Below are 25,354 nucleotides of genomic sequence, written 5' to 3'. Positions count from 1 at the left end.
GTCGTCCTAGGATTGGCACAACATCGTCATCACTAAGGGGATTCATGCACGACCAGTACCTGATCAAGGGCCAGAACATCACCCTCCCCGAAGAAATCGAGCAGGTCGACGTCCTGATCACCTGGGAAGACTCGGCATTCGGAATCGACGCATCAGCCCTCCTGCTCGGTGCCGACAAAAAAGTTGGCTCCGATCAAGATTTCGTCTTCTACAACCAGCAAGAATCCACCGACGGTTCAGTTCGCTATCTCGGACGACGCGAGACGGAATCCGGACCACACGAGCGACTCCTCATCCAGCTTTCCGCTGTGCCCCCAGAGATCGACACCATCGTCTTAGCAGGAAGCGTCGACACCGGATCGTTCGGTGACCTCGGCAAGCTCTCCCTCCACCTACTCGACGCCTCAGGCTCCTCCATCGCCGAATACGTGACCGCCGACGCAAGGATGGAGACGGCCTTTGCCTTCGGCGAGATCTACCGCAGAAACGGGCTCTGGAAACTACGAGCGGTAGGCCAAGGCTGGGAGTCTGGTCTGGCTGGCTTAGCCGAGGATTTCGGTGTGGACGTGGGCGGCGAAGAATCCACCACGGCAGCGCCAGAAGTCCACGCGCCGACTGCTTCACACATCGTCGAGGTAGCCGCCATCGATGGACCTGTTGCGCCTGAACCCGCCGCGGCAGCCGCGACTTCCGCGCTGGCCACGCCTGGCGCGCCGAAACGTATCCGCCCAACTGGGGTGCGAACTGCGAAAGCGGTGCCGAAGAAGGCGCACCTGCCTGAGTTCAAGCTCGCAGAGTCCGAGGCCTGGCAACCTGCACGCCTGTTCTCTGTCATCGGAGTCGGATCCGGCGAGGAACAGGAACGTCGTACGACGTCGGCATTGGTGTCGACCATGCAGGCCGTACCGCTGTTCGCCCGGGCGATCTCCTCCAGAGTCGGCGCGCCCGCTGGCGCATTTGAGGGATACGTCGAAGTTCCGTACGCAAAAGGCGAGTCCCGGGTCATCCCCGACGCGGTGTGGAAAGTCGCACGCGGCAGCCGCCTCTGGACAGCTCTCCTCGAAGTGAAAACCGGAGCTGGAAAACACTCTCGCGAGCAGCTCGAGAATTACCTCGACATTGCGAAGAAGAACAAGTACGACGTAGTGATCAGCTTGTCCAATGATCTTCCTGCCGGCGCAGGTGAATTGCCGGTGGAGGTTGACAAACGCAAACTCACCAAGGTCGGATTGCGCCATTTATCCTGGGCTGAGGTCATCCACGAAGCTCGAATGGCTCTCTCGCACGGCGGAATCGACAATCAGCTTCAGGCGTGGATCCTCCACGAATTCCTCAGGTACATCGAACACCCGAAGTCAGGGGCGTCAGAGTTCGTCGACATGGGACGGCACTGGGTGACAATTCGAGACTCCGTGAGCGCCGGAACGTTCCGGTCCGGTGACCCGAAGGCCGCTTCGGTCGCGTACTCGTGGATAACGCTCGCCCGCAACCTGGCCTTGCGATTCACCGCCGAATTAGGGGTGAACGTCAGGCACATCCTGCCTCGTCGCGCAGTAAGCGACGCCGACTACCGCACGGAACTCACCGTTGTGGAACTCGAGACTGACGGGACCTTCAGCGCCCAGCTTCGAATCCCGGAAGCTGCAGGGGAACTCAAGATTGTCGCAGACATGCGAACCAACAAGGTCACCTGCAGCACAGTTCTCACCGCTCCAGACGAAGGGACTGCCGGTAAGCGGGTGACGTGGGCGCTGCGTCAACTGAAGATTGCTCCGGCAGATCTATTGATCGAGGCCTTGTTCACCGCACCCACCTCGTCAACCTGCAAGCCTCATGCAGAGGTTCGTGCGACGCCTCGCATCCTCATCGATGGACAGAGCGGCCAACTCGGCTCATTTGTCCTCATGCAAACCTTCACCCTCGGAAGCAAGCGCGCCGGCACTGCCGCAAGTTTCATCGGCAGCGTGACCCAGTCGGCGGAGACCTTCTATGCCGATGTGATTCAGCCGCTACGCGAATGGGTTCCCGCTGCACCCAAGGCCTCTGACCTTCAGCGCGATGAGCAGGTCGACGACGAAGAGCTGTAGCAGCCTGCCCTGGGACGCGGCACAAGTAGTTGCGCGTGGCCGCGCCGCAGGGACATCGGAAAGTTGGTGCGTCACTGCCGCTTTCAAGCCCGCGCGCTAACCACGCCTTTGAGGGCTGACGGGCTCGTCTGCAGGTACCGTCCACCCTGTGACTGAACCGGAGAAATCGTGGTGGGAGCTGCGCAACGACGACCTGCGCGAGCACGGCCATGACGCCCAGCTACTGTCCCGCGAGATCTGTGCACTGCTCCAGGAGGTCGACGCCCGCAGCAGCCCGCCCTCGCTCGGCTGGCCCGATCCGCATCCGCACGGCACGGTGCCAACCGAGGACGAGTACGAGCGCTGCCCCAACCCCGAGAAGTTCCAGCTTGTGGCGGCGCGGGCGCGGGCCTGGGCAACGGTGCTGCTCGGCCGGGGCTGGGCACGGGAGGAGTCGGGGGTGCGCTGGGCCCTCCCGCCCATGGAGAGCGGCGGCCGCGACGCTGTCCTCGTGCCGTCCGCCAGCGGCGCGGTACCGCTGGTGCTGACGATTCATGAGCCGACGAGCGACCAGCACATCGTGACCGTGTCAATCGGGGCCGGCGATCCCGCGGTGCGGTTGGCATCGGTTCCAGACTGCGGATGCGACGGGTGCGACCACGGCTCGGCGGCGCTGCTCGAGGAGCTGGACAGCTGGGCGCTGTCGGTGGTCGACGGCTCCCTGCAGGTCGAGGTCACCGCTGACCAGTACTCGACGCGCACGTCGTTCCGGTCGGAAGGCGGATCCCCCGTCCAGGGCCTGGTGGCGGCCACCGCGTTCTCGGCCGGGCCCTGGGCCGAGGGCTGGACTGCTCGATCAGTGGCCCCGCCCGTCGAGCCCCAGCCGCCGCAGTCCGAGCTCAGCGTCCAATTCGCCTTCAACAAGAACCTCGTCCAGTCGGCGTTCCGGAGGCTGATGGGCCGGCCGGCACCTGGGCCGCAGGTCTACCGCACGGAGGACTGACCGCTTACCGCTCTCACCGCGCCAGCAGTTCCTCGAACGAGACGGGGTTCTCAAACGGATCGACCGGCCCCGAGTTCTGCCGCCCGGCGATCGCGTTCGCGAGTTCGCCTGCGGCACGGTCGATCCGGCCGGTCAGACCAGAGTCCGCATCGCCCCAGTCCGCCGTCGCCGCGAAGACCCCGGTCGGCACGGGGGCCGCGCGCAGGTAGGAGAACATGGGCCGCACCGCGTGGTCGATGGCCAGGGAGTGCCGCGCGGTGCCGCCCGTCGCGCCAATGAGCACCGGCTTCCCCTCGAGGGATTCGGGCTCGAGCACGTCAAAGAAGGACTTGAACAGGCCGCTGTACGACGCGTTGAAGATCGGTGTGACGACGATGAGCCCGTCCGCGCGGACGACGGCGTCGATCGCGCGCCCCAGGTCCTGAGCGGGAAATCCGGTGAGCATGTTGTCCACGAGAGCGTGGGCGTGCTCGCGTAGTTCCACCACCTGCACCGCCGAATTCCCCAGCGCGCGGACGGTGGCCGCCGCGAGCTGATCGGCGAGCAGCCGGGTGGACGAGGGCTGGCCGAGTCCCGCCGCGACGACGGCGATCCGGCGAGTCATGCCTGCGCCTTGGCGACGCGCGCTGCGTGCGTCGGGCCGTCGGGCACGTGCGCGGGCTTGAGCGCGGCGAACTCCTTGCGCAGCACCGGGATCACGTGCTCGCCGAGCAGGTCCAGCTGCTCCAGCACGGTGTCCAGCGGCAGGCCGGCATGGTCCATGAGGAAGAGCTGGCGCTGGTAGTCGCCGAAGGTCTCGCGGAAGGACAGCGTCTTGTCGATGACCTCCTGGGGGCTGCCGACGGTCAACGGGGTCTGGTCGGTGAACTCTTCTAGAGAGGGTCCGTGGCCGTAGACGGGGGCGCTGTCGAAGTACGGGCGGAACTGCTTGACGGCGTCCTGGGAGTTCTTCGCCAGGAACACCTGCCCGCCGAGCCCGACGATCGCCTGGTCCGCGGAGCCGTGGCCGTAGTGCTCGTAGCGCTGACGGTAGAGCTGGATCAGCCGCTGGAAGTGCTCCTTGGGCCAGAAGATGTGGTTGGCGAAGAAGCCGTCTCCGTAGTACGCGGCCTGTTCGGCGATCTCGGGGCTGCGGATCGAGCCGTGCCAGACGAACGGGGCGACGCCGTCGAGCGGCCGCGGGGTGGCGGTGAAGCGCTGCAGCGGCGTGCGGAACTTGCCCTGCCAGTCGACGACGTCCTCGGTCCAGAGCTTGTGCAGCAGACCGTAGTTCTCAATGGCCAGGGGGATGCCCTGGCGGATGTCCTTGCCGAACCAGGGGTAGACCGGCCCGGTGTTGCCGCGGCCGAGCATCAGATCGACGCGGCCGTCCGCCAGGTGTTGGAGCATCGCGAAGTCCTCGGCGATCTTCACCGGGTCGTTGGTGGTGATCAGCGTCGTCGCGGTGGACAGGATGATCCGCTCGGTCTGCGCGGCGATGTAGCCGAGCATGGTCGTCGGCGAGGAGGGCACGAATGGCGGATTGTGGTGCTCCCCGCTGGCGAACACGTCCAGGCCCACCTCCTCGGCCTTCTTCGCGATGGCGACCATCGCCTTGATGCGCTCCGCCTCGGTGGGCGTGCGGCCCGTGGTGGGGTCGCGGGTGACGTCGCCGACGGTGAAGATCCCGAACTGCATGCTTGCTCCCAAAAGTAGTTGACTCCGCAATTACATTACAGAACGGCCGGCGGCCGCGGACTATTCCCCGCCCGGCTTACCTGGCAGTAAGGTCGGGCCATGGACCTGACCAAGACGCTCAAGCAGGCCGTCGCCTCCGGGCGCGCCATCGCGGACAACCCCGGCATGATCCTGGACCTCGGCCGGGCCGTGGCAGGCTCCCTGTTCTCCCGGTCCACCTACGCCCCGCCCGCCGCAGTGGAGTTCTCCCGCGAGTTCGAGCACCGCTTCGGCACCGCCGCCCACACCAGCGCCAACCCCGCCGACGTGCTGCGCGTGGCGCTGGACTTCGCCCGCTACAGCGACTGGTTCGCGATGCACACCGACTGGCCGCACGGAGCCCCACCCAGCACCGGACTCACCGTCGGCGACACCTTCACCGAGGCTGTCCGAATCATGGGCACCCCAGCCCGGATCGACTGGACCGTCACGCATTACAGCGTCTCCCCACACGGCGGCCACAGTTCGTTCGCACTCGAGGGGACGGGGCCGATGGGCGTGGTCGTCGGTCTATGGATCGCAGTGTCCGCCGAAGACTCCGGGGGCTCCGAGGTCTCCGTCAGCGGCGGCTTCCTCAGCGACGCGCTCAAGGGCCCGATGGCGTCGATGGTCACCGGCACGTTGCAGACCTCGACCGCCGAGTCGGTGGAGCGTCTAGTCGGCGTGGTCGAGGGCGCATCCTCCGTCGCCGCCGAAATCCCCACCGCGACAACCAGGCCCAAGCCTGCGGGACCTCGCCCGGACCCTATCCCACACGCGCCGTCGGGGACCGTGGTCGACGCGTGGGCGCCGGTGATCGTCGGCGTCGGGCAGGTCGTCAACCGTCCGGCCGACGGCGATCCGCTGGCTGATCCCATCGCTCTGGCCGTCCGCTCTATTCGAGAAGCCTTGTCCAACAGTGAATCTGATGCGAGCCTGCTCAATCAAAGGGTCTCCGTGGCCGCCGTGCCGAGCACCTCCTGGGTGTACGGCGGCCGACAGGCGGGCATCCTCGCCGACGAACTCGGCATCGACGCGGCAGCGCTGGTGCAGTCCGCGCCGCTCGGGGGCGATGGCCCGCAGCGGCTGATCAGCGATGCGGCACAGGCCATCAGCGATGGCCTGGTCGACGTCGCGATTGTTGCCGGGGCGGAGTCCTTCGCGTCGACCTCCCACGCGCAGCGCACCTCTGTGCCGTTCGACTGGGAGCGGGCCGGCGGCGAGCAGGCGCGGGTGATCGGGAGCGAGAGGCAGGGCAACAACGCGGCCGAGGACGCCGTCGGACTGCTGGCCCCCGTCTATATGTATGCGCTGATGGAGACGGCGCTGCGCGGCAAGCTAGGCGCCACCGTCGCCGCGCACACCGCGTCGATCTCGGCGCTGTGGTCGCGCTTCTCCGAGGTGGCTCGGGGCAATCCGCACGCGTGGCTGCCGCGGCACTTCTCCGCCGAGGAGATCGCGACGCCGACGGCCAACAACCGCCCGCTCTCGAGCCCGTACCCGAAGCTGATGACGGCGAACCTCACCGTGGATCTGGGCGCGGGGCTGGTCCTGTGCAGCGCCGCGGCCGCGCAGGCGGCGGGCGTCCCGCCGGAGCAGTGGGTGTTCGTGCACGCCGGGGCACACGCGGACGAGGAATGGTTCGTCTCCGAGCGCAGCGACCTGGCGTCCGCCCCCGCCATCGGCGCGGCCGGACGGGCGGCGCTGGCGCACACCGGGATTGGGATCGGTCAGGTGTCCCACGTGGACCTCTACTCCTGTTTCCCCTTCGCAGTGCAGGCCGCGGCGGCGGAGCTCGGGCTAAGTCTGGACCGGCAGCTCACCCAGACCGGCGGCCTCACCTTCGCCGGGGCGCCCCTGAACAACTACTCCACCCACGGCGTCGCCGCGCTCGTCGAGTCGCTGCGCCGCGATCCCGGCAGCTACGGGCTGGCGACCGCCTTGGGCTGGTACGCGACCAAACACGCGATCGGCGTCTACTCCACTACGCCGCCACGGCGCCGCTTCCAGCAGATCGATGCGGGCCTGCGGATGAACCGGCCGCGCCCGCGCCAGGCCCTCGCCGGCTACTCCGGGGACGCGACCATCGAGTCGTTCACCGTGGCCTATGACGCCGCGGGGACCCCGGACGCGCTGATCGTCAGCGCGCTCACCGCCGACGGCGCGCGGGCGCTGGCCCGCACCACCGACCCGGAGCTGGTCCGACGAGGGGTCGACGAGGACCTGCTCGGGGCCCCAATCACGTTGGGCGAGAGCATGCGCATCGGCCCCGCCGGAAGCTCAGCCGCCGCCCGCGCGCTCGTCGACGCCACCCCGGCCGGGCAGGAGCCGCTGACCGTCGAGTGGGACGGCCCGCTGTGCGTGATCACGCTGAACCGGCCCGAGGTCCGTAATGCCGTCGACCTGGCGCTGGCCCTGGCCATCGAGAAGGCCATCGACAGTTTCGAGGCGGACCCCCAGGGCCGGGTCGCGATCCTGCGCGGCGCGGGCGGCGACTTCTGCACGGGCATGGACCTCAAGGCCGCGGCAGCCGGGCAGTTCCCGCTGACCGCCGGCCGGGGCCTACTGGGCCTCACCGCACGTCCGCCCGCCAAGCCGATCATCGCCGCCGTGGACGGCTACGCCCTGGCCGGCGGCTGTGAGTTAGCGCTGGCCTGCGACCTGATCGTCGCCGCCGAAGACGCGTCGTTCGGCCTCCCCGAAGCCAAACGCGGCCTCGTCGCGGCGGCGGGCGGCGTGCTGCGCCTCGCCCAACGACTGCCCCGCGCCGTCGCGCTCGAGCTCGCGTACACCGGCGAACCGATGTCCGCGTCCCGGCTGCACGCGCTCGGCCTGATCAACCGCGTCGCCCCGCCCGGCCAGACCCTAGACGCGGCCCGGGAGCTGGCGCTGCAGATCGCCGGCAACGCCCCGCTCTCGATCGCGCTAAGCAAGGAGATCGTGGACTCGCATGCGGACTGGACGCCGGGCGAGGCATTCGAGCGGCAGGGTGAGATCGCGTCGGCCGCCTCGTATTCCGACGACGCCGCCGAGGGGGTGCGGGCGTTCAATGAGCGGCGCGCGCCGGAGTGGACGGGGCGCTGACATCGTGGACTCGATACCCCGCCCGTACTGGCCGCGGCGGTATGGGCAGAGTCGGGGACGCGCGAGGCCCGTGCGGGAGGCTCCGATTTGCGACCGGCTCGGCCCTCATTGCCTAGGGTTCGAGCTGTGAGCAACACCCACGCGGTGATCCAGACCGCCATCCCGATCAGCCTCGCCGCGGTCACCCTCGGCTACGCGCTGATCGCGCGGCGGCTGCAATCGTGGAACATCACCGCACCCATGGCGTTCGTCGCCGCGGGGGTCGTGCTCGGCAGCGGCTGGTTCGGGGACGGCGAGTTGGGCATCGCGCCGACGGACCACTGGTTCATGGGCATCGCGGAGTTCAGCCTGGCGATGCTGATGTTCTCCGACGCGTCGAAGCTGAGCTTGCGCGAGGTCGAGGGCGACCACCGGCCCGTCGCCAAGATGTTGACGCTCGCGTTCCCGCTGACCCTGCTCGCCGGGCTCGGCGTCACGATGCTGCTGTTCCCGCAATACGGCTGGCAGGCCGCACTGCTCACCGCGCTGCTGCTGTGCCCCACCGACACGACCCTCGCGGGCACGGCCGTCACCGACGAGCGGGTGCCCTCGCGCGTGCGCCGGATCCTCGGCGTCGAGGGCGGCCTCTACGACGGCGGCTCCTCGCCGGTGCTGACGCTGCTCATCATCATGGTGGCCGTGGACGCCGGCGAGCTCAGCGCCACCGGCTGGATCGCCACCGCGGCCTGGGAGGTCTTCGGCGCCGTGCTGGTGGCGGTAGTGGTCGGCGGCCTGGGCGGGCTCGTCCTGCGCCTGTGCCGCGCTCGCGGCTGGACGACGCACACCTCGCAGCAGGTGGCGATCGCGTTGCTGGCGGTCCTTGCCTACACAGTCGCCATCGGGATCGACGCCAACGGCTACGTCTCCGTATTCCTCGGGGGCCTAGTCTTCGGCACCGCCAGCCGGGACTTGCTGCACGAGGACATCGACTTCGCCGAGACCGCGGGGACGCTCACCTCCTTCATCGTGTGGCTGGTGTTCGGCGCGGCGATGGTCATTCCGGCCGTCACCGAGGCCGGTGTGGGCACCTGGATTCTGGCCGGGCTGGCCCTGACAGTGCTGCGGATGGGTCCCGTCGCACTGGTGCTGGCGCGTTCCGGGTTCCGCGCGCCCACCATCGCCTACCTGGGCTGGTTCGGCCCGCGCGGACTGGCGACGGTGATCTTCGCGATCCTCGCACTGCAGGACATCGGCCCCGACCCCATCACCGACCACCTCATCCAGGTCGCGACCATCACGGCGCTGCTGTCCATCGTCGCGCATGGGCTCACGGCCGGCCCGCTCTCGCGCGCCTACGGCCGCTGGGCCGCGCAATTGCCCAGCGACGCCCCCGAGTTGGCTCCGGTGCGCCACCACCAACCGCTGCGCAAGGCCGTTGTCCTGGCCGAGCCCGAGGTGGGCCGCGAGAATCCGCGACCGTGAGGGAGTACACTCATCGTCATGCAGCGCGTGCGCCTTCTTGGTTGCCGCGACGGGGTCTGACCACAGACCGGCTCCCCGTCGCGGGCCTTAGCCATGCCGCGCGGCATTCGCCGCGAGAGGGCACGCCGGTTGAATCCCAGGACATCAGCGAGCACAACTCGCGTCCCCGCACCTTGGAGATACGTCAATGACCCCCGCCGACGCATTCACGTCCGCCTCGCGCACCATCACCACGCCCAATCGCGCCGCGCCCGCCGACCAGCCCGTCTGGAACCCGCAGCGTGACAGCTCGATGCCCACGTACCGGTACCTGCCGTTCGCCGACGAGGTCGAGCAGATCTCGCTGCCGGAGCGCACCTGGCCGAGCAAGGTCATCGACCGCGCGCCGCTGTGGTGCGCCGTCGACCTGCGTGACGGCAACCAGGCCCTCATCGACCCGATGACGCCGGCCCGCAAGCGCCGCATGTTCGACCTGCTGGTCCGCATGGGCTACAAGGAGATCGAGGTCGGCTTCCCGTCCGCGAGCCAGACTGACTTCGACTTCGTCCGCGAGATCATCGAGGACGGCGCGATTCCCGACGACGTCACCATCCAGGTGCTGACGCAGTGCCGCCCCGAGCTGATCGAGCGCACCTACCTCGCCTGCGAGGGCGCCAACAGCGTCATCGTGCACTTCTATAACTCGACGTCGATCCTGCAGCGCCGCGTCGTGTTCCGCGCCGACAAGGACGCCATCAAGAAGATCGCGACCGACGGCGCGACGGCCTGCCTGGCTGAGGCCGCCAAGTACCCGGACACCAACTGGCGCTACGAGTACTCCCCCGAGTCCTACACCGGCACCGAGCTCAGCTACGCCAAGGAGGTGTGCGACGCGGTCACCGCGATCATCGACCCGACGCCCGCAAAGCCGCTGATCCTGAACCTGCCGGCGACCGTCGAGATGGCCACGCCGAACGTGTACGCGGACTCCATCGAGTGGATGAGCAACAACCTCGACCGCCGCGACTCGATCCTGATCAGCCTGCACCCGCACAACGATCGCGGCACCGGCGTCGCCGCGGCCGAGCTGGGCTACTTGGCCGGCGCGGACCGCATCGAGGGTTGCCTGTTCGGCAATGGCGAGCGCACCGGCAACGTCTGCCTGGTGACGCTGGGCCTGAACATGTTCACGCGCGGCATCGACCCGCAGATCGACTTCTCCAACATCGACGAGATCCGCCGCACCGTCGAGTACTGCAACCAGCTGAACGTGCCCGAGCGCCACCCCTACGGCGGCGACCTGGTCTACACCGCGTTCTCCGGCAGCCACCAGGACGCGATCAACAAGGGCTTCGACTCGATGAAGGTCGACGCAGACGCCGCCGGCCGCGACGTCGACGACATCGTCTGGGCCGTCCCGTACCTGCCGATCGACCCGAAGGACGTCGGCCGCAGCTACGAGGCCGTCATCCGCGTGAACTCGCAGTCCGGCAAGGGCGGCGTCGCCTACGTGATGAAGACTGACCACGGCCTGGACCTGCCGCGCCGACTGCAGGTCGAGTTCTCCCGCATCGTGCAGTCGCTCACGGACTCCGAGGGCGGCGAGATCAACCCGAAGGCCATGTGGGACGTCTTCGCCGACGAGTACCTGGACCGGATCACCCCCATCGAGCGCATCCGCCAGCAGATGACCAACGCCGAGGACGACAACGGCGAGGACGCCATCACCGCCGAGGTCAAGGTCAACGGCGTCCTGCAGGAGATCTCCGGCGTCGGCAACGGCCCGCTCGCGGCCTTCGTCGACGCGCTGGCAACCATCGACTACAACGTGCGCGTGCTGGACTACAACGAGCACGCCATGTCCGCCGGCGACGACGCGATGGCCGCCGCCTACGTGGAGTGCGCCGTCGAGACCCCGGGTGGCGAGACGAAGGTCTACTGGGGCGTCGGCATCGCGCCCTCGATCACCGTGGCCTCGCTGCGCGCCGTGGTCTCGGCCATCAACCGCGCGGTCTAGCTCCACCAAGGCCGCCGCAGCTCCACCAAGGTCGCCACAGCTCCACCAAGGTCGCCACAGCTCCACCAAGGTCGCCACAGCTCCATCGACTCGCCTCGCTTGCAAGCGCGGTGGATCGAGGGAGCCGCGGCGACCTTGTTGCCGGGGGCTTTGTGTGCGAGGTCGGCGCTTGGCCCGCACCCGCCAGACCACGAGGCCCACGAGCACGACGGCCGCCACGAGGATCGCGCTGCCCCGGCCGACCAGCGCCTCGAGCTTTTGGTACGAGCTGGCCCCGAAGTAGCCGAGCAGCACCACGGCGGCGCCCCACACGATCCCGCCCAACGCGTTGCAGACGAAAAACTTCCCGTATGGCATCCGCGACATCCCCGCCAGCCCGGGGAGCATCGCCCGGAAGAACGCGATGAATCGGCCGAGGAACACCGCGGCGCCACCGCGTCGGCGCAGGAAGTCCTGGGCCTCGCCCACCCGCTTCTGGTGCCGGGCGAGGATCTCGATCTGCAGGAACCGGGGGCCGAAATGGCGTCCCACAAAGTAGCCGACGTTGTCGCCCACGACGGCGGCCAGGATCACGAGCACTATCAGCACACCGATGTGGACGGTGCCACGGCTGGCAATCACGCCGCCGACGATGGCCGCGGTCTCCGCCGGCAGGACCACGCCGAGGAACACCGCGTCCTCCGCGAACACCACCAGCGTGACCACCACGTAAACAACCCAGGCGTCCAGGCTGAAGAGTTTGTCGATGAGTCCGCCCATCCGGCGAGTATGCCCGTCTGCGAAGTCAGCCGTGCAGTGCCGCCTCGATTACGTTCGCCGCCGGAGTGGACGGCCGACCAGTGAGCGCGCGCAGGTCGCCGCTGTCGGTGTCGAGTGCGCCCCGGCCCGCCTGCGCGTCGGCGTCTGCCAGCACCTGCGCTCCGGCGAGGGGCACGCCGGCCTGGGCCAGCAGCGCGGCATAGTCCTCCTCGGCCAGGTCCTGGAACACGACGGGCTTATCCGCCGCGGCCGCGATGAGCGCGGCGAGGTCCGCGCCGGTCAGGTGCTCGTCGCCGCCGAGCTCATAGACCTTGCCCATGTGCTCGTCGCCCTGCACCGCCACGGCGGCCGCCTCCGCGTAGTCCAGCCGCGCCGCTCCTGCCACCAGCCCCGAGCCGGCTGCCCCGACCAGCGCGCCATGCTCGAGCACCGCGGGCAGCGCCAGCACGTAGTTCTCCCAGTACCAGCCGTTGCGCAGCAGCGTGTGCGGGATGCCCGACGCGTCGAGCAGCTTCTCGGTCGCGGCGTGCTCGGCCGCCAGCAGCATCGGGCTGGTGTCCGCGCGCAGCAGGCTGGTGTAGACGATCGCGCCCACGCCTTGGGCCTTCGCCGCGTCGATAATGTTGGCGTGCTGGGCAATCCGCTGACCCACCTCGCTGGCGGAGATCATGAGCAGCTTGGCGACGCCCTCGAACGCGGCCGTGAGCGCGGCCGGGTCACCGTAGTCGGCCTCTCGGATCTGCACGCCCCGGGCCGCGAGGTCGGCAGCCTTGGCCGGGGTGCGCACCACGGCGACGAGCTCCGCCGCCGGTACTCCGCGAGCGATCAGCGCCTCGATCGCCAGATGCCCCAGCTGTCCGGCCGCGCCGGTGATTGCGATTGTCATGCCCGCTCCTTCTGCTAACTTTTCGTAAGTGCCATAGCAATAGTAACCATAAGACGGGTAATCTGTCTGCATGGATGCCGCGCTCACTCCCGATGTGTTCTCCCGCAACTGCCTGTCGCGGCTGACCCTGCAGGGCGTCACCGGCCGCTGGGGCTTGCTCACCGTCGCCGCACTGGCCCAGGGGCCGCACCGCTTCGGCGAGCTCCGTCGCCGCGTCGACGGCATCAGCGAGCGGATGCTCTCCCAGACCCTGCAGAGCCTCGAGCGGAATGGCTTCGTGGACCGGGAAGTTCTGCACGCCATTCCGCCCCACGTCGAATATCGCCTCACCGACCTCGGCGCCACGATTGCGCCCCGGCTGCTCGCGTTGATCGAGGTGCTCGAGGGCAGCATGGGCGAGGTGCTGTCCGCGCAGGAACGATACGACTCCGAGCACCCTGACCTGACGTGAGATCCGGGACACACCCCGGCCTGTGCCAGACTTCGCAGATGATCAACGAGCGAATGGTCAACGCACCGAGCAATCGCCTCACCGCCCGCGGACGGCTGGCGATGAGCCTCGCCTCCTCCGCGGCGTGGGCCTCCCGCAAGGCCGGCCGGGGCAAGGGTTCGATGATCGGCGGGCTGATCGCGCTCAAGGTCGACAAAACAATCATGGGCCAGCTCGCCGCCGATAAGCGCACGGTGCTGGTCACCGGCACCAACGGCAAGTCCACCACCAACCGGATGGTCGCGGCCGCGCTGCGCACCCTGGGCCCCGTCGCCACCAACGAGGACGGCTCCAACATGGACGCGGGCCTCGTCGCCGCGCTCGGGGTGGGGCGCGACGCGCAGATCGCGGCCCTGGAGGTTGACGAGCTGCACACCCCGCACGTCGCCGACGCCACCAACCCGCAGGTGGCGATCCTGCTCAACCTCAGCCGCGATCAGCTGGACCGCGTGGGCGAGATCAACTCGATCGAGCGGCGCCTGCGCGAGGGCCTGGCCAAGCACCCGACGACCACGATGATCGCGAACTGCGACGATGTGCTGATCACCTCCATCGCCTTCGACGCCCCATCCGTGGTGTGGGTCGCGGCCGGCGCCGGCTGGACCAATGACGCCGCCGGCTGCCCCCGCTGCGGGGAGCCGATCATCCGTGAGGACATCGGCTGGCATTGCGCCGGTTGCGATCTCGCGCGCCCGACGCCCGACTGGTCCGTCGACGACACCCACATCTCCGGGCCAAAAGGCCTCCGAGAGCCGCTGACCCTGCAGCTGCCCGGCCGCGCCAACCGCGGCAACGCCGCCCAGGCCATCGCCGCCACCGTGTTCATGGGCGTGCGCCCCGCCGATGCGATCGCCGCCGCCGGCACCGTCCTCGAGGTTGCCGGCCGCTACCGCACCGTGCACCGCGGCCCACACCAGATCCGCATGCTTCTCGCGAAGAACCCGGCCGGCTGGCAGGAGGCTCTGTCGATGGTCGACCGCGACGCCGACGGCCTCGTGATCGCGGTCAACGGCCAGGTCCCCGACGGCGAGGACCTGTCCTGGCTGTGGGACGTGAAGTTCGAGCACTTCGGCGGGCTGCAGGTGGTCGCCTCCGGCGAGCGCGGCGCGGACCTCGCAGTGCGCCTGACCTATGCGGATGTCGACCACAAGCTCGAGAAGTCCGTGCTACGCGCCATCGAGGCCTGCCCGCCGGGCCGCGTCGAGGTGCTCGCCAACTACACCGCGCTGCTCGCCCTGGACCGCGCCCTGGACCGCGAGGGCCACGGCGAGACTGCCGCCACCGACACCACTGGCAACGGAGGCCTCTGATGACCAGCTCCACGGTGCGAATCGGCCTGATCCTGCCCGACGTCCTGGGCACCTACGGCGACGGCGGCAACGCCCTCGTCCTGCGCCAACGCCTCCGCATGCGCGGCCATGACGCGGAGATCATCGAGACCGGATTCGGCGAGCCCGTGCCCGATTCCCTCGACATCTACACGCTCGGCGGCGGCGAGGACACCGCGCAAATGCTCGCCGCGCGGCACATGACCCGCCACCCCGGACTGCAGTCCGCCGTCCGCCGCGGCGCGCCCACCCTCGCGGTGTGCGCCGGTCTGCAGGTGCTCGGCGAGTGGTTCGAGACCTCCGACGGCCGTCGCGTCGAGGGCCTCGGCCTGCTCGACGCGACCACCACGCCAGCCGGGGCCCGCAGCATCGGCGAGGTCGTCGCCGAACCCCGGATCGCCGGGCTCACCGGAAAACTGACCGGCTTTGAGAACCACGGCGGGGCAACGACTCTCGGCCCCGACGCCGCACCCCTCGGCAGGGTCCTCAGCGGTGCGGGCAACCGCCCCGCCGAGACGGCCGGCGAGCGATTCGAGGGCGGCGCGCAGGGCTCGCTGATCGCGACCTATCTGCACGGGCCCGTCCTGGCCCGCAACCCCGAGCTGGCAGATCTGCTGATCGCCCGCGCGCTCGGCGTGGAGCTCTCCGCGCTGGCCCCGCTTCAGCTCGCCGAGGTGGACCTGCTGCGCAGCGAGCGCCTCGCGGCCCGCTGAACCGCCGATCCTCCGAATTCGCCGCCGATCCTCCCAGTTCGCCGCGGTTACACAGCCGAACCGCGCTTGCAGCAACGGCCTCCCGGCGAAGCCGCGGCGAGCTTGGCCACAGGCTGGCCGGAGACCGGTCAGAGGTCTGCGAGAGCAGGGTTAAGCGAGATTTCCTTGCGGCCACGCTCGAACGCCTCCAGGATTCGACGGCGAAAGACGTTTGGACGGCTGAGGTCGGCCCAGGTCCACCGGACCACCACCAGTCCGGTGTCACGAATGCGATCCTCGCGGACCTTCTCCAGATAGACGGCGTCGCCGGGCTCCTGGCCTGGTTTGAGGTACTTGCCATATTTGACCTTGCCGTCGAATTCCCCGACGACAGCGCGGCCGGGGAAGTGGAAGTCAGTCCGGCCCAGTGGACTGCCACCAGCGCCCCACACATGCTTTTGCAAGTCCGGTTCGGGGAGCCGGACCTGAGCGATGAGCAGCCGACTGAGGGATTCGCCCACACTTTCGCTCCGTCCATCCATCAGTGCGACGGCCTGCCTCGCCTTCGCGGCCCCGCGTCGGCCCTTGGCGGCAAAGATCGTATCCGTGAGAAGGCCTGGCGACAGCCCCCGGCGCAGAGCGCAATCCCCAGCCACAACGGACGCCTTCAGACTCGACATGCGAGCCAAGTCGGCTATTGTCCGGGCGGCGGACGTCACCTGAAGGCCGCCGATCGAGACGATCTCGCCTGGCTCGAGCTTCTCGTGGTGCCGGTGTAGTCCATGCCGCCGAGTCCCGTGGCCGCCGCCTTGAGTCAGATGGACCTCGCCCACTGGACAGTCCCACAGGTCATAGCCGTGCAGCACCGCGGCTGAGACGTGGCTGAACACCACCCCGTCGCCGTTGCGATGGGCGGCCGCGAGGACCCGGGTCAGATGTTGGTCGAGCGCGTCGAGGTGGCGATGCTCAGACTCGCGCAGGTAGCTGCCGCGCGCCACCCTGACAAGTTCCCGCCGTTTCAATCGGCCCAGCAGTTCCGCGTCGGTCAGCCCCTCCCGGACCGCGTCGGATCGGTGCAGCAACGACGGCTTATCTCTCCCCATGATTTCGATCATGCGGCACCGGGCCGGGGGCGAAGTGCCGAAATTGGGGAGCCTGTGGACAGCGGAGCACTTGTGGATAACCCCCGTGGCCCGCGATTCGCCGCAGTTGCACAGGCGAACCTCGCTTGCAACGACGGCGTGGCCACGCAGCCGCGGCGAACCCGCGAAACGGCACAACGGCACAACGGCAGAGCGTCAGAGCGGCCTCAGTCAGCCCCCGGCGACGACCTCGCAGCGGGACCGGGTGTCGTCGACGGCGAACCAGCCGCGCTCGAACAGCTGCCAGCGCCGCAGCAGTTCGCGGTAGTCCTCGCCGTCGCGGGCCACGGACCGCTCGAGCCGCTCAGCCTCGGAGCCCCACTCGACCCAGAGCGCGCGGTCCAGCCGATCGGCGACGGAGCGGCGTGCGGACGTGACACCCTCCAGCACAAGGATGTCTGGCACCGGAACCCCTATGACAGATCCGGGACGCACGCTCCACTCCCGCGCCGTCCCCGACCATTCCAGCGGGCGATAGGCCCCGGCGCGGCCGGCGAGCAGCGGCTCGAGCACGCACTCCTGCAGCGAAGGCCACCACGAGGCAGGCCGAGCCCACGTCGCGAAGTGGTCTGTGCGCACCAACGCGACCGCGGCGCCGCCCTGCCGCAGCCGCTCGACCAGCCTGTCGGCATACATCGACTTGCCAGAGCCCGACGGGCCGTCGATCGCGATGAGCTGCATGCTCACATCGTGCGGCGGCCGGACATTGCCCGGCCCAGCGTCATCTCGTCGGCGTACTCGATGTCCGAGCCCATCGGCAGGCCGGAAGCCAGGCGGCTCACGCTCAGCCCGGGGAAGTCCCGAAGCATTCGCACCAGGTAGGTGGCGGTGGCCTCGCCCTCGGTGTTGGGGTCGGTGGCGATGATGACCTCGGCGACGTCCACGCCGTCGATCTGGTTGCCGATGCGCGTGAGCAGCTCGCGGATGCGCAACTGGTCCGGCCCAACCCCGCCGATGGGGTTCAGCGCCCCGCCGAGCACGTGGTAGAGCCCCTTGAACTCGCGCGTCCGCTCGATGGCGGGCACGTCCTTGGGCTCTTCGACCACGCAGATACGGGTGCGGTCGCGGCGCGGGTCGGTGCAGATCCGGCACTTCTCCTTATCCGAGACGGTGCCGCAGTCCTCGCAGTATCGGACGCCGTCGCGCACCTTCTGCAGCGCGCCCTTGAGCCGGTCGATATCCGCGGGCTCCACCGTGAGGATGTGGAACGCGATGCGCTGGGCGCTCTTGGGCCCGATGCCGGGCAGCTTGCCCAACTCGTCGATCAGATCCTGTACTGGACCTTCATACATGGCTTAGAGACCCGGCAGGCCGAGCCCGCCGCCCATACCCGGCAGACCCAGCCCACCCGCCAACGGGCCGAGCTTGCTGGCCGCCACATCCTGGGCGTTGCGGGCGGCGTCGGCCACCGCGCCGATCACGAGGTCCTGCAGCGTCTCGATGTCCTCGGGGTCGACCACCTTGGGGTCGATGGCCAGCGCGAGCAGATCGCCCGAGCCGCTCACCGTCGCCGTGACGAGCCCGCCGCCGGCCTGGCCCTGGACCTGCGCCTGCGCCAGCTCGGCCTGGGCGGCCATGAGCTGCTGCTGCATCTGCTGGGCCTGCTGAAGGAGTTGCTGCATATCGGGCTGGCCGCCGGGTTGCATCGGATGCGGTCCTCTCAAAACGTGGAATCCGGGCCCTTTGCCCGGCTCCGGCCCAGCCTAGTCGCAGGGACATTAAGGTGGACGGATGCGCGTCACACCCTCCTCTCTCGTCCCCCGTCGCAGCGCCGTTGTCGCGATTGCCGCCGCCGTCGGCCTCGCGCTCACCGGCTGCACGATTCCCGCCAGCTCCGACAGCTCGGCGGCCGCCAGCTCGGCCCCCGGCGACCCCGCCGACTCCCCCACGGCCTCGCCGACCCCGACACCCACGGCCGAGCAGCCGCTGATCGGCAAGACGGTCTACCTGGACCCGGGCCATGGCGGGCCGATCGGGGACGAGATGTGGCAGATGGTGCCCGACGGCCACGGCGGCACCGTGCAGTGCCAGACCGAGGGCGCGATCACCAACGCCGGGCTCCGGGAGGAGTCGTTCACCCTGCAGACATCCCAGCTGCTGGCCGCGGACCTGAAGAGGCTGGGCGCGGAGGTGATCGTCAGCCGCGGCGACGATTCCGGCGGCGGGGCCTGCGTGGACCAGCGCATCGAGGCAGCCAACCAGGCGGGTGCGGACGCGTTCATCTCGCTGCACGCCGACGCCGGCCCGGAGTTCAGCTACGGCTTCTACATCGACTACCCGACCGCCGTCACAGGCGATCCCGTCGAGCAGCAATCCGCGGACCTGGCCCTGTCCATCCGCGACGCGATGGTGGCCGTCGAGCTGATCCCATCCACGTACGCCGGCGAGGAGGGGCTGCAGGCGAACGGCACCATGGCCGAGCTGGGCCTCGCCCGGGTTCCCGCGGTGGTCGTGCAGATGGCCAACATGGGCAACGGCATCGAAGGTGCTCTTCTCGCCGATCCATCTGTGCGCAAGGGCTATTCGAAGTCGCTATCGGCGGGCATAGTGGACTTTCTGACCGGTCTTGCCGCACCCACCGGCTAGCGTGGCAGTTTCGCAGTAGAGTCACAAAAATAGATGGGAGGTGCACGGATAATTGCGCAATTTCACTCATAATCGCGTTCGCCTGGTGGGCCCGCGCGCGCACCACGACGGCGTCGAGAAACTGCTGGCCAGCTATCGGGACATTCCCGTCGGCGCTCCTGTGCGCCTGGCCAAAAAGACCTCAAATCTATTCCGCGCCCGCGGCAAGACCAACGCGCCGGGTCTCGATGTGTCGGGGCTCGGCGGTGTCATCTCCGTGAACACCGCTGCGCGCACCGCCGATGTGCAGGGGATGTGCACGTACGAGGACCTAGTGGACGCGACGCTGCAGTTCGGGCTCGCGCCGCTGGTGGTGCCGCAACTCAAGACGATCACCCTCGGCGGCGCGGTGACCGGGCTCGGCATCGAGGCCACGTCCTTCCGCAACGGCCTGCCACACGAGTCCGTGTTGGAGATGGACATCCTCACCGCCACTGGCGAGATCATCACAGCTCGACCTGAGGATCCCGAGACCTCTGACCTATTCCACGGTTTCCCCAATTCCTATGGCACTCTCGGCTATTCCACGCGGCTGCGCATCGAGCTCGAGCCGGTGGAGCCGTACGTGCGCCTGCGGCACGTGCGCTTCGCCGATCTGGTGGAGCTGCAGGAGGCGATGGCCACGATCGCCCTGGAGCACACACACGATGGCATCCGCGTGGACTACCTCGACGGCGTCGTGTTCGCCCCCGACGAGTCCTACCTGGTGCTGGGCGAGCAGGCCTCGAAGCCCGGCCCCACCAGTGATTACACCGATCAGGACATCTTCTACCGGTCCCTCCAGCACGCGCCGGGACAGAGCCCTAAGACCGACCTGCTGACCATCCGCGACTACCTGTGGCGCTGGGACACCGACTGGTTCTGGTGCTCGCGCGCGTTCGGCACACAGAACCCGAAGATCCGTCGCTGGTGGCCAAAGCGCTTCTTGCGCAGCAGCTTCTACTGGAAGCTCATCGGCCTGGACCAGAAGTACGACATTGGCGATCGGCTCGAGAGGCGCAAGGGCAAGCCCCCGCGGGAGCGCGTCGTGCAGGACATCGAGGTGCCGATAGAAAACACCGCGGAGTTCGTTCAGTGGTTCCTGCCGACCACCGAGATTGAACCGGTGTGGCTGTGCCCGCTGCGGCTGCGTGAAGGCCGGCCCGGCGCCGCCCTGGATGACGCCGCGCAGCCCTGGACGCTGTACCCCCTCGAGCCCAAGCGCACCTACGTCAACATCGGCTTCTGGTCATCGGTGCCAATAGTGCCCGGCGAGCCCATCGGCGCGATGAACCGGCTGATCGAGCGCAAAGTCTCCGAGCTCGACGGCCATAAATCCCTGTACTCAGAGTCGTTTTACGACGAGGATGAGTTCCATGAGATGTACGGCGGTGAGCGCTATTCCGAGCTCAAACGCCGCTACGACCCCCACTCACGTCTGCTAGATCTGTATGCAAAGGCGGTTAGACGACAATGACGATGTTCAAGGGAGCCCCCATGGACAGCTTCTTCAGTTCCCTTCTTGGCGGCGGCCGCTCCCCCGAGCTCACGCTTGCCGAGATGCTGGACACGGTCTCCGAGGGCCCGTTCCCCATCGCGTTCACGGCATATGACGGCTCCGCCACCGGGCCTGTCGACGCCGAGGTAGGCGTGAACCTGAAGACCCCGCGCGGCGCGAACTTCATCGCCACCGCGCCCGGCGACCTCGGCCTGGCCCGCGCCTTCGTCTCCGGCGACCTGGACCTGATCGGCGCGCATCCGGGCGACCCGTACCCGATCTTCAAGAAGCTCATCGAGGAGATCCGGCTGCGCCGCCCGTCGCCCAAGGATGTCGCCGCCATCGCGCGCTCCCTCGGCCGGGACCGCCTGCGTCTCCTGCCGCCGCCGCCACAGGAGACGCTCCCGCGCTGGCGCCGCGTCACCGAGGGCCTGCGGCACTCCAAGTCGCGCGACGCGGAGGTGATCAAGCACCACTACGACGTGTCCAATGCGTTCTACGAGAAGGTGCTCGGCCCATCGATGACATACACCTGCGCCGTCTACCACTCCCCCGAGGACACCCTCGAGCAGGCGCAAGAGGCCAAGTACCAGCTGGTATTCGACAAGCTCGGCCTCGAGCCCGGCATGCGGCTGCTCGACGTCGGCTGTGGGTGGGGCGGCATGGTCCGCTTCGCCGCCGCCCGTGGGGTCAAGGCCATCGGCGTGACGCTCTCGCGGGAGCAGGCGGAGTGGGCCAATAAGGCCATCGCCGAGCAGGGCCTGAGCGAGCTGGCCGAGGTGCGCTTCAGCGATTACCGCGAGGTGCCCGAGACGGGCTTCGACCGCATCTCCTCAATCGGCATCACCGAGCACATCGGCGTGAGCAACTACCCCGCCTACTTCCAGTTCCTGTTCGACAAGCTGCGCCCGGGCGGCCGCCTGCTCAACCACTGCATCACCCGGCCCCGCAACAACGGCGCGATCACCGCCGGCGCGTTCATCGACCGGTACGTCTTTCCCGACGGTGAGCTCACCGGCTCCGGCAAGATCATCACCGTCATGCAGGACACCGGCTTCGACGTCCGGCATGAGGAGAACCTGCGCGAGCACTACGCGCTCACCCTCAAAGAGTGGGTCCAGAATCTTGTGGACAACTGGGATTTCTGCGTGAGCGAGGTCGGCGAGGGCACCGCTCGGGTGTGGGGGCTGTACATGGCCGGCTCACGGCTCGGCTTCGAGAACAACATCATCCAGCTGCACCAGGTCCTCGGCGTCAAGCCGCTGGCGAACGGCAGCGCGGATGTCCCCCTGCAACCGTGGTGGCATTGGTAATGAGACGGGACGGTTGACCAGATGGCCGATGTGAAGATCGAAAAGGCCCTGTCCGAGGGCACTCCCCTGACCATCGCGCGCCCCACCGGGACCCCGCGCGCCGGCATCGTGATCGTCCAGGAGGCCTGGGGCGTCACGCCCTATATCGACTGGCTGGCAACCACTTTCGCCGGCGGCGGCTATCTCGCGGCGGCCCCGCATCTGTACCACCGCGCCGGCGACCCGGTGATCGAGGACCATGACTTCAGCAAGGCTCGGCCCGTCATGGCCACGCTGACCGGCGACGGCATCGCCGAGGACATCGGCAACGCGGTGGCGTTTCTGCGCGCCGGCGGCGCCTCGAAGGTGGGCATCATCGGCTTCTGCATGGGCGGCACCATCGCCCTGTGGTCGGCCGCGCACGCCGACGTCGACGCCGCAGTCACCTTCTACGGCAGCGGCATCGCCGAAAGCCGCTGGCCGGGACTCGAATCCGGGCTCGAGACCGCCGCCAGCGTGCGGGTCCCCTGGCTGGGGCTCTATGGGGACAAGGACCAGTCGATCCCGGTCGAGCAGGTGGAGGCGCTGCGCACGGCGATCGAGTCAGTGAACGCACCGACGCAAATCGTGCGGTACCCGACGGCGGGCCACGCGTTCGCCTCCGCCTCGGGCTCGCCGCGGCACGTGCGCGACGCCGCGGAGGACGCGGGGATCCGGACGCGGGAGTTCTTCGCCGCGCATCTGTAGGCCTCTTCACGAGTTCGCCCCCGTTTTGTGTGTTCGCCCCCGTTGCAGCGGGGGCGAACACACGAACCGGGGGCGAATTCACGTGCCGTGCGGCTGCCCGCGGCTGCGGATCGCCATCCCGCCCATCGGGAGAGGTTGAATGTTTTTCGCTCACCCGTTTAGCTTCAAGGGAGGACAGTTCGCACGCAATCCAGCTGTCGATGGTGGTTTGCCGATGACACGAGGAGAGACCTGATGGACCTACGAGAGTCATCCGAACAGCTCGCACTACGCAAAGAGCTGCGCGCCTATTTCGCCACCTTGCTGCCGGCGGAGAAGCGGCGGACGGCGGGCGAGCAGGGCGTGGGCGGCGAGCACTTTCGGGAGGTCGTCAGCCTCCTAGGCAAGGACGGCTGGCTCGGCATCGGCTGGCCCGTCGAGTACGGCGGGCAGGGTCGCTCCTTCGAGGAGCAGTTCATCTTCTTCGACGAGGTCCAGCGGGCGGGCCTGCCGTTCCCGTTTGTCACCGTCAACACGGTCGGCCCGACGTTAATGAAATATGGGACCCAGGAGCAGAAGGACCGTTTCCTGCCCGGCATCCTGGCCGGGGATATCGTCTTCGCCATCGGTTACACCGAGTCGGAGGCCGGCACGGACCTCGCCTCGCTCAACACCCGCGCAGTGCACGACGGCGGCGAGTGGGTGGTCGACGGCAGCAAGATCTTCACCAGCGGCGCGAACACCGCCGACTTCGTCTGGCTGGCATGCCGCACCGACGTGGAGGCGCCCAAGCACAAGGGCATCTCGATCCTGATCGTGCCCACCACCGACGCCGGCTTCTCGTGGTCCCCGATCAACACCGTCGGCGGGCTGATGGTCACCTCCACCCACTACAGCGGCATCCGCATCCCCGAGAACAACGTGGTCGGGGACATCAACGCCGGTTGGCAGCTGATCACCGCGCAGCTCAACCACGAGCGGATCGGCCTGGCCGCGATCGGCGGCCGCACCTACGGACTCTGGACGCAGGTGCTCGACTGGGCCAGGGACACCGGTGCCATCGACCTCCCCTGGGTGCAGATGGACCTCGCCCGCACCCATGCAAAGTTGGAGGCGATGCGGCTGTTGAACTGGAAGATGACCAGCGCCGTCGCGCAGGACACTCTGTCCGCGGCGGATGCCGGCGCCACCAAGACTTACGGCACCGAGACCCATTTGGACGTGTACCGCACCTTGCTCGGCATTCTCGGGGCAGCCGGGCGCATCCGGCCGGAATCCCCTGGAGCTCTGCTGGCCGGACAGATCGAGCAGATCTCCCGCCAGGGTGTGGTCAACACCTTCGGCGGCGGCGTCAACGAGGTCCTGCGCGACATGGTCGCCAGCATCGGGCTCGGCCTCACCCGGGAGAAGCGGGTCAAGTGAGCCGCTGCCACTAGCGACTCGGCAAATTTCACGCTGCCCAGAGATGACGCTGTCTGCGCCTCGGGCAACCCTATGGAAGGACGACCAATGGACTTCAGTTTGAGCGAGGAACAGCAGGCTATCGCCGGCCTCGCTGACGACATCTTCACCAGCAAAGCCGGCACTGACTGGGTCAAGCAGGTCGAGGCCAGCCCGGAGCGGGTGGACCGCGAGCTGTGGCGCGAGCTAGCCGATGCCGGTCTGCTCGGCATCGCCATCCCCGAGGAGCTCGGCGGCGGCGGCCTGGGTCTGGGCGATCTCTACGTGTTGCTAGAACAGCAGGGTCGCCATGTCGCGCCCGTGCCGCTCTGGCAGACGGCGCTCGCCGCGATGGCGATCAGCGAGTTCGGCGACGAGCGGCAACGCGCGGAGCTGGTCCCGCCGGCCGCGGCCGGCACCCAGTTCCTGACCGTCGGCCTGGAGGAGTTCGGGCCGGGGGCCGTCGGCGATCCCCGCACCACCGCGCGGGCCGACGCCGGGGGCCAGTGGCGGCTGTCCGGCGCCAAGGCCGCGGTTCCCGCCACCCATGTGGCGCACCGGGTGATCGTGTCCGCGGCGACGGAGTCCGGAGCCGCCCTGTTCCTGGTGGATCTCGCGGCTGCGGGCGTGGAGGTGCAGCAGACACAGTCCACCAACTGGGAGATCTGCGCCAACCTCGCCTTTGAGTCCGCACCGGCCGAGCTGCTCGGCCCCACTGACGGGACGGCAGCCACCTGGCTGCTCGACCGTGTGGAGCTGGCGCTGGCGGCGATCACCCTCGGTGTGGGCGCCGGCGCGGTGGCGCAAACTGTCGAGTTCCTCAACGGGCGCCAGCAGTTCGGCCGCCCCCTGTCGACGTTCCAGGCCGTGGCGCACCAGATGGCCGATTGCTACATCGACCTCGAGGCCATGCGGGCGACATTCTGGCAGGCGGCGTGGCTCCTGGCCGAGGGGCATCCCACGGGCACCTCGGTGCTGGTGGCGAAGTGGTGGGCCACCGACGGCGGGCAGCGCGTGGTGCACCGCACTCAGCATCTACACGGCGGCATCGGCGTGGACACCGACTACCCGCTGCACCGTTACCTGTTGTGGGGCAAACAGATTGCCGCGACGCTCGGTGGCGCAAGCTCCGACCTGGCCCGCCTCGGCGCACAGCTCGCCGCGGGCGAGAACGTCGCAGTGTAGTAGTCCG

Annotated in this window: 21 protein-coding genes and 1 pseudogene; 14 read left to right on the top strand and 8 right to left on the bottom strand. The window is 68.5% G+C overall.

Features of this window, described 5'->3' with window-relative positions; translation table 11 throughout:
• The first annotated feature begins 44 nt into the window (after positions 1–44).
• Together TBIF_RS04655 and TBIF_RS22845 are read left to right on the top strand one after the other, a co-directional pair.
• Positions 45–2,087 carry a TerD family protein gene (locus TBIF_RS04655; protein WP_024793699.1) on the top strand — a complete coding sequence of 681 codons (2,043 nt, stop codon included), beginning with the start codon at positions 45–47 and terminating at the stop codon, positions 2,085–2,087.
• 148 nt (positions 2,088–2,235) lie between these two features.
• Positions 2,236–3,069 (top strand): DUF6226 family protein, encoded by an 834-nt coding sequence (locus TBIF_RS22845; RefSeq protein WP_024793698.1) that lies wholly within the window; start codon positions 2,236–2,238, stop codon positions 3,067–3,069.
• 13 nt (positions 3,070–3,082) lie between these two features.
• Here TBIF_RS22845 and TBIF_RS04645 read toward each other — a convergent pair whose 3' ends face one another.
• Entirely contained in the window at positions 3,083–3,673 is a 591-nt protein-coding gene (locus TBIF_RS04645; RefSeq protein WP_024793697.1) for an FMN reductase, read from the bottom strand.
• Positions 3,670–4,746, bottom strand: coding sequence for an LLM class flavin-dependent oxidoreductase (locus tag TBIF_RS04640; RefSeq protein WP_024793696.1), 1,077 nt, complete (start codon positions 4,744–4,746; stop codon positions 3,670–3,672). The genes TBIF_RS04645 and TBIF_RS04640 overlap by 4 nt, the downstream gene beginning before the upstream one ends.
• Positions 4,747–4,845: 99 nt before the next feature.
• Here TBIF_RS04640 and TBIF_RS04635 point away from each other — a divergent pair, with 99 nt between their 5' ends.
• From TBIF_RS04635 to leuA, 3 genes are all read left to right on the top strand, one after another.
• Positions 4,846–7,848, top strand: a complete 3,003-nt coding sequence (locus TBIF_RS04635; protein WP_024793695.1) for a crotonase/enoyl-CoA hydratase family protein — start codon at positions 4,846–4,848, stop codon at positions 7,846–7,848.
• 126 nt (positions 7,849–7,974) lie between these two features.
• Entirely contained in the window at positions 7,975–9,309 is a 1,335-nt protein-coding gene (locus tag TBIF_RS04630) for a cation:proton antiporter domain-containing protein (protein WP_024793694.1), read from the top strand.
• 187 nt (positions 9,310–9,496) lie between these two features.
• On the top strand, positions 9,497–11,305 hold the full coding sequence (gene leuA, locus TBIF_RS04625; protein WP_024793693.1) for a 2-isopropylmalate synthase: 1,809 nt from the start codon (positions 9,497–9,499) through the stop codon (positions 11,303–11,305).
• Positions 11,306–11,644: 339 nt separating this feature from the next.
• Here leuA and TBIF_RS24795 read toward each other — a convergent pair.
• Positions 11,645–12,064 (bottom strand): annotated as a pseudogene (locus TBIF_RS24795) (DedA family protein); the annotation flags it as partial.
• A gap of 25 nt (positions 12,065–12,089) precedes the next feature.
• Positions 12,090–12,950 (bottom strand): SDR family oxidoreductase, encoded by an 861-nt coding sequence (locus TBIF_RS04615; protein ID WP_024793692.1) that lies wholly within the window; start codon positions 12,948–12,950, stop codon positions 12,090–12,092.
• A gap of 70 nt (positions 12,951–13,020) precedes the next feature.
• On the opposite strand from TBIF_RS04615, the gene TBIF_RS04610 reads away from it, so the two are divergent.
• The 3 genes from TBIF_RS04610 to TBIF_RS04600 are packed head-to-tail and all read left to right on the top strand — an operon-like array spanning position 13,021 to position 15,481.
• The gene (locus tag TBIF_RS04610) at positions 13,021–13,401 is read left to right on the top strand and encodes a winged helix-turn-helix transcriptional regulator (RefSeq protein WP_024793691.1); all 381 of its coding nucleotides are present in this window, start codon (positions 13,021–13,023) and stop codon (positions 13,399–13,401) included.
• Between the two features lie 38 nt (positions 13,402–13,439).
• Entirely contained in the window at positions 13,440–14,750 is a 1,311-nt protein-coding gene (locus TBIF_RS04605; RefSeq protein WP_235174494.1) for a Mur ligase family protein, read from the top strand.
• Entirely contained in the window at positions 14,750–15,481 is a 732-nt protein-coding gene (locus TBIF_RS04600; RefSeq protein WP_024793689.1) for a type 1 glutamine amidotransferase, read from the top strand. The genes TBIF_RS04605 and TBIF_RS04600 overlap by 1 nt, the downstream gene beginning before the upstream one ends.
• A 128-nt stretch (positions 15,482–15,609) precedes the next feature.
• Here the strand turns inward: TBIF_RS04600 and TBIF_RS04595 are convergent, their stop codons facing one another.
• The 4 genes from TBIF_RS04595 to TBIF_RS04580 form a co-directional block, all read right to left on the bottom strand.
• Entirely contained in the window at positions 15,610–16,563 is a 954-nt protein-coding gene (locus TBIF_RS04595) for a hypothetical protein (RefSeq protein WP_024793688.1), read from the bottom strand.
• A 210-nt stretch (positions 16,564–16,773) separates the two neighbouring features.
• Positions 16,774–17,283: a uridine kinase family protein gene (locus TBIF_RS04590; protein WP_038169765.1), complete on the bottom strand. Its 510-nt coding sequence runs from the start codon at positions 17,281–17,283 to the stop codon at positions 16,774–16,776.
• 2 nt (positions 17,284–17,285) lie between these two features.
• A complete protein-coding gene (gene recR / locus TBIF_RS04585; protein WP_024793686.1) occupies positions 17,286–17,894 on the bottom strand; it encodes a recombination mediator RecR in 609 nt (202 codons plus the stop codon).
• 3 nt (positions 17,895–17,897) lie between these two features.
• On the bottom strand, positions 17,898–18,248 hold the full coding sequence (locus TBIF_RS04580) for a YbaB/EbfC family nucleoid-associated protein (RefSeq protein WP_024793685.1): 351 nt from the start codon (positions 18,246–18,248) through the stop codon (positions 17,898–17,900).
• 85 nt (positions 18,249–18,333) lie between these two features.
• On the opposite strand from TBIF_RS04580, the gene TBIF_RS22840 reads away from it, so the two are divergent.
• The 6 genes from TBIF_RS22840 to TBIF_RS04550 all read left to right on the top strand — a co-directional run bounded on the left by TBIF_RS22840 (position 18,334) and on the right by TBIF_RS04550 (position 25,347).
• A complete protein-coding gene (locus TBIF_RS22840; protein ID WP_024793684.1) occupies positions 18,334–19,188 on the top strand; it encodes an N-acetylmuramoyl-L-alanine amidase in 855 nt (284 codons plus the stop codon).
• An 85-nt stretch (positions 19,189–19,273) separates the two neighbouring features.
• A complete protein-coding gene (locus TBIF_RS04570; protein WP_024793683.1) occupies positions 19,274–20,683 on the top strand; it encodes an FAD-binding oxidoreductase in 1,410 nt (469 codons plus the stop codon).
• Positions 20,684–20,703: 20 nt separating this feature from the next.
• Entirely contained in the window at positions 20,704–22,017 is a 1,314-nt protein-coding gene (locus tag TBIF_RS04565) for a class I SAM-dependent methyltransferase (RefSeq protein ID WP_024793682.1), read from the top strand.
• Positions 22,018–22,038: 21 nt separating this feature from the next.
• On the top strand, positions 22,039–22,743 hold the full coding sequence (locus TBIF_RS04560) for a dienelactone hydrolase family protein (protein ID WP_051461350.1): 705 nt from the start codon (positions 22,039–22,041) through the stop codon (positions 22,741–22,743).
• A 234-nt stretch (positions 22,744–22,977) separates the two neighbouring features.
• Positions 22,978–24,144: an acyl-CoA dehydrogenase family protein gene (locus tag TBIF_RS04555; protein WP_024793680.1), complete on the top strand. Its 1,167-nt coding sequence runs from the start codon at positions 22,978–22,980 to the stop codon at positions 24,142–24,144.
• Positions 24,145–24,231: 87 nt separating this feature from the next.
• Positions 24,232–25,347 carry an acyl-CoA dehydrogenase family protein gene (locus TBIF_RS04550; RefSeq protein ID WP_024793679.1) on the top strand — a complete coding sequence of 372 codons (1,116 nt, stop codon included), beginning with the start codon at positions 24,232–24,234 and terminating at the stop codon, positions 25,345–25,347.
• Positions 25,348–25,354: the final 7 nt, after the last annotated feature.

This window comes from Tomitella biformata AHU 1821, assembly GCF_000524475.1.
Classification (GTDB): domain Bacteria; phylum Actinomycetota; class Actinomycetes; order Mycobacteriales; family Mycobacteriaceae; genus Tomitella; species Tomitella biformata.
The sequence above is the reverse complement of the archived record's forward strand: the minus strand, read 5'-3'. Positions and strand labels throughout refer to the sequence as shown.

Excerpts from the sequence above, each read along its gene's own strand:
- TBIF_RS04655 (WP_024793699.1), top strand. The coding sequence starts at position 45 with ATGCACGACCAGTACCTGATCAAGGGCCAGAACATCACCCTCCCCGAA.
- TBIF_RS04645 (WP_024793697.1), bottom strand. The coding sequence starts at position 3,673 with ATGACTCGCCGGATCGCCGTCGTCGCGGCGGGACTCGGCCAGCCCTCG.
- TBIF_RS04640 (WP_024793696.1), bottom strand. The coding sequence starts at position 4,746 with ATGCAGTTCGGGATCTTCACCGTCGGCGACGTCACCCGCGACCCCACC.
- TBIF_RS04635 (WP_024793695.1), top strand. The coding sequence starts at position 4,846 with ATGGACCTGACCAAGACGCTCAAGCAGGCCGTCGCCTCCGGGCGCGCC.
- leuA (WP_024793693.1), top strand. The coding sequence starts at position 9,497 with ATGACCCCCGCCGACGCATTCACGTCCGCCTCGCGCACCATCACCACG.
- TBIF_RS04615 (WP_024793692.1), bottom strand. The coding sequence starts at position 12,950 with ATGACAATCGCAATCACCGGCGCGGCCGGACAGCTGGGGCATCTGGCG.
- TBIF_RS04610 (WP_024793691.1), top strand. The coding sequence starts at position 13,021 with ATGGATGCCGCGCTCACTCCCGATGTGTTCTCCCGCAACTGCCTGTCG.
- TBIF_RS04605 (WP_235174494.1), top strand. The coding sequence starts at position 13,440 with ATGATCAACGAGCGAATGGTCAACGCACCGAGCAATCGCCTCACCGCC.
- TBIF_RS04600 (WP_024793689.1), top strand. The coding sequence starts at position 14,750 with ATGACCAGCTCCACGGTGCGAATCGGCCTGATCCTGCCCGACGTCCTG.
- TBIF_RS04595 (WP_024793688.1), bottom strand. The coding sequence starts at position 16,563 with ATGGGGAGAGATAAGCCGTCGTTGCTGCACCGATCCGACGCGGTCCGG.
- TBIF_RS04590 (WP_038169765.1), bottom strand. The coding sequence starts at position 17,283 with ATGCAGCTCATCGCGATCGACGGCCCGTCGGGCTCTGGCAAGTCGATG.
- recR (WP_024793686.1), bottom strand. The coding sequence starts at position 17,894 with ATGTATGAAGGTCCAGTACAGGATCTGATCGACGAGTTGGGCAAGCTG.
- TBIF_RS04580 (WP_024793685.1), bottom strand. The coding sequence starts at position 18,248 with ATGCAACCCGGCGGCCAGCCCGATATGCAGCAACTCCTTCAGCAGGCC.
- TBIF_RS22840 (WP_024793684.1), top strand. The coding sequence starts at position 18,334 with ATGCGCGTCACACCCTCCTCTCTCGTCCCCCGTCGCAGCGCCGTTGTC.
- TBIF_RS04565 (WP_024793682.1), top strand. The coding sequence starts at position 20,704 with ATGGACAGCTTCTTCAGTTCCCTTCTTGGCGGCGGCCGCTCCCCCGAG.
- TBIF_RS04560 (WP_051461350.1), top strand. The coding sequence starts at position 22,039 with ATGGCCGATGTGAAGATCGAAAAGGCCCTGTCCGAGGGCACTCCCCTG.
- TBIF_RS04555 (WP_024793680.1), top strand. The coding sequence starts at position 22,978 with ATGGACCTACGAGAGTCATCCGAACAGCTCGCACTACGCAAAGAGCTG.
- TBIF_RS04550 (WP_024793679.1), top strand. The coding sequence starts at position 24,232 with ATGGACTTCAGTTTGAGCGAGGAACAGCAGGCTATCGCCGGCCTCGCT.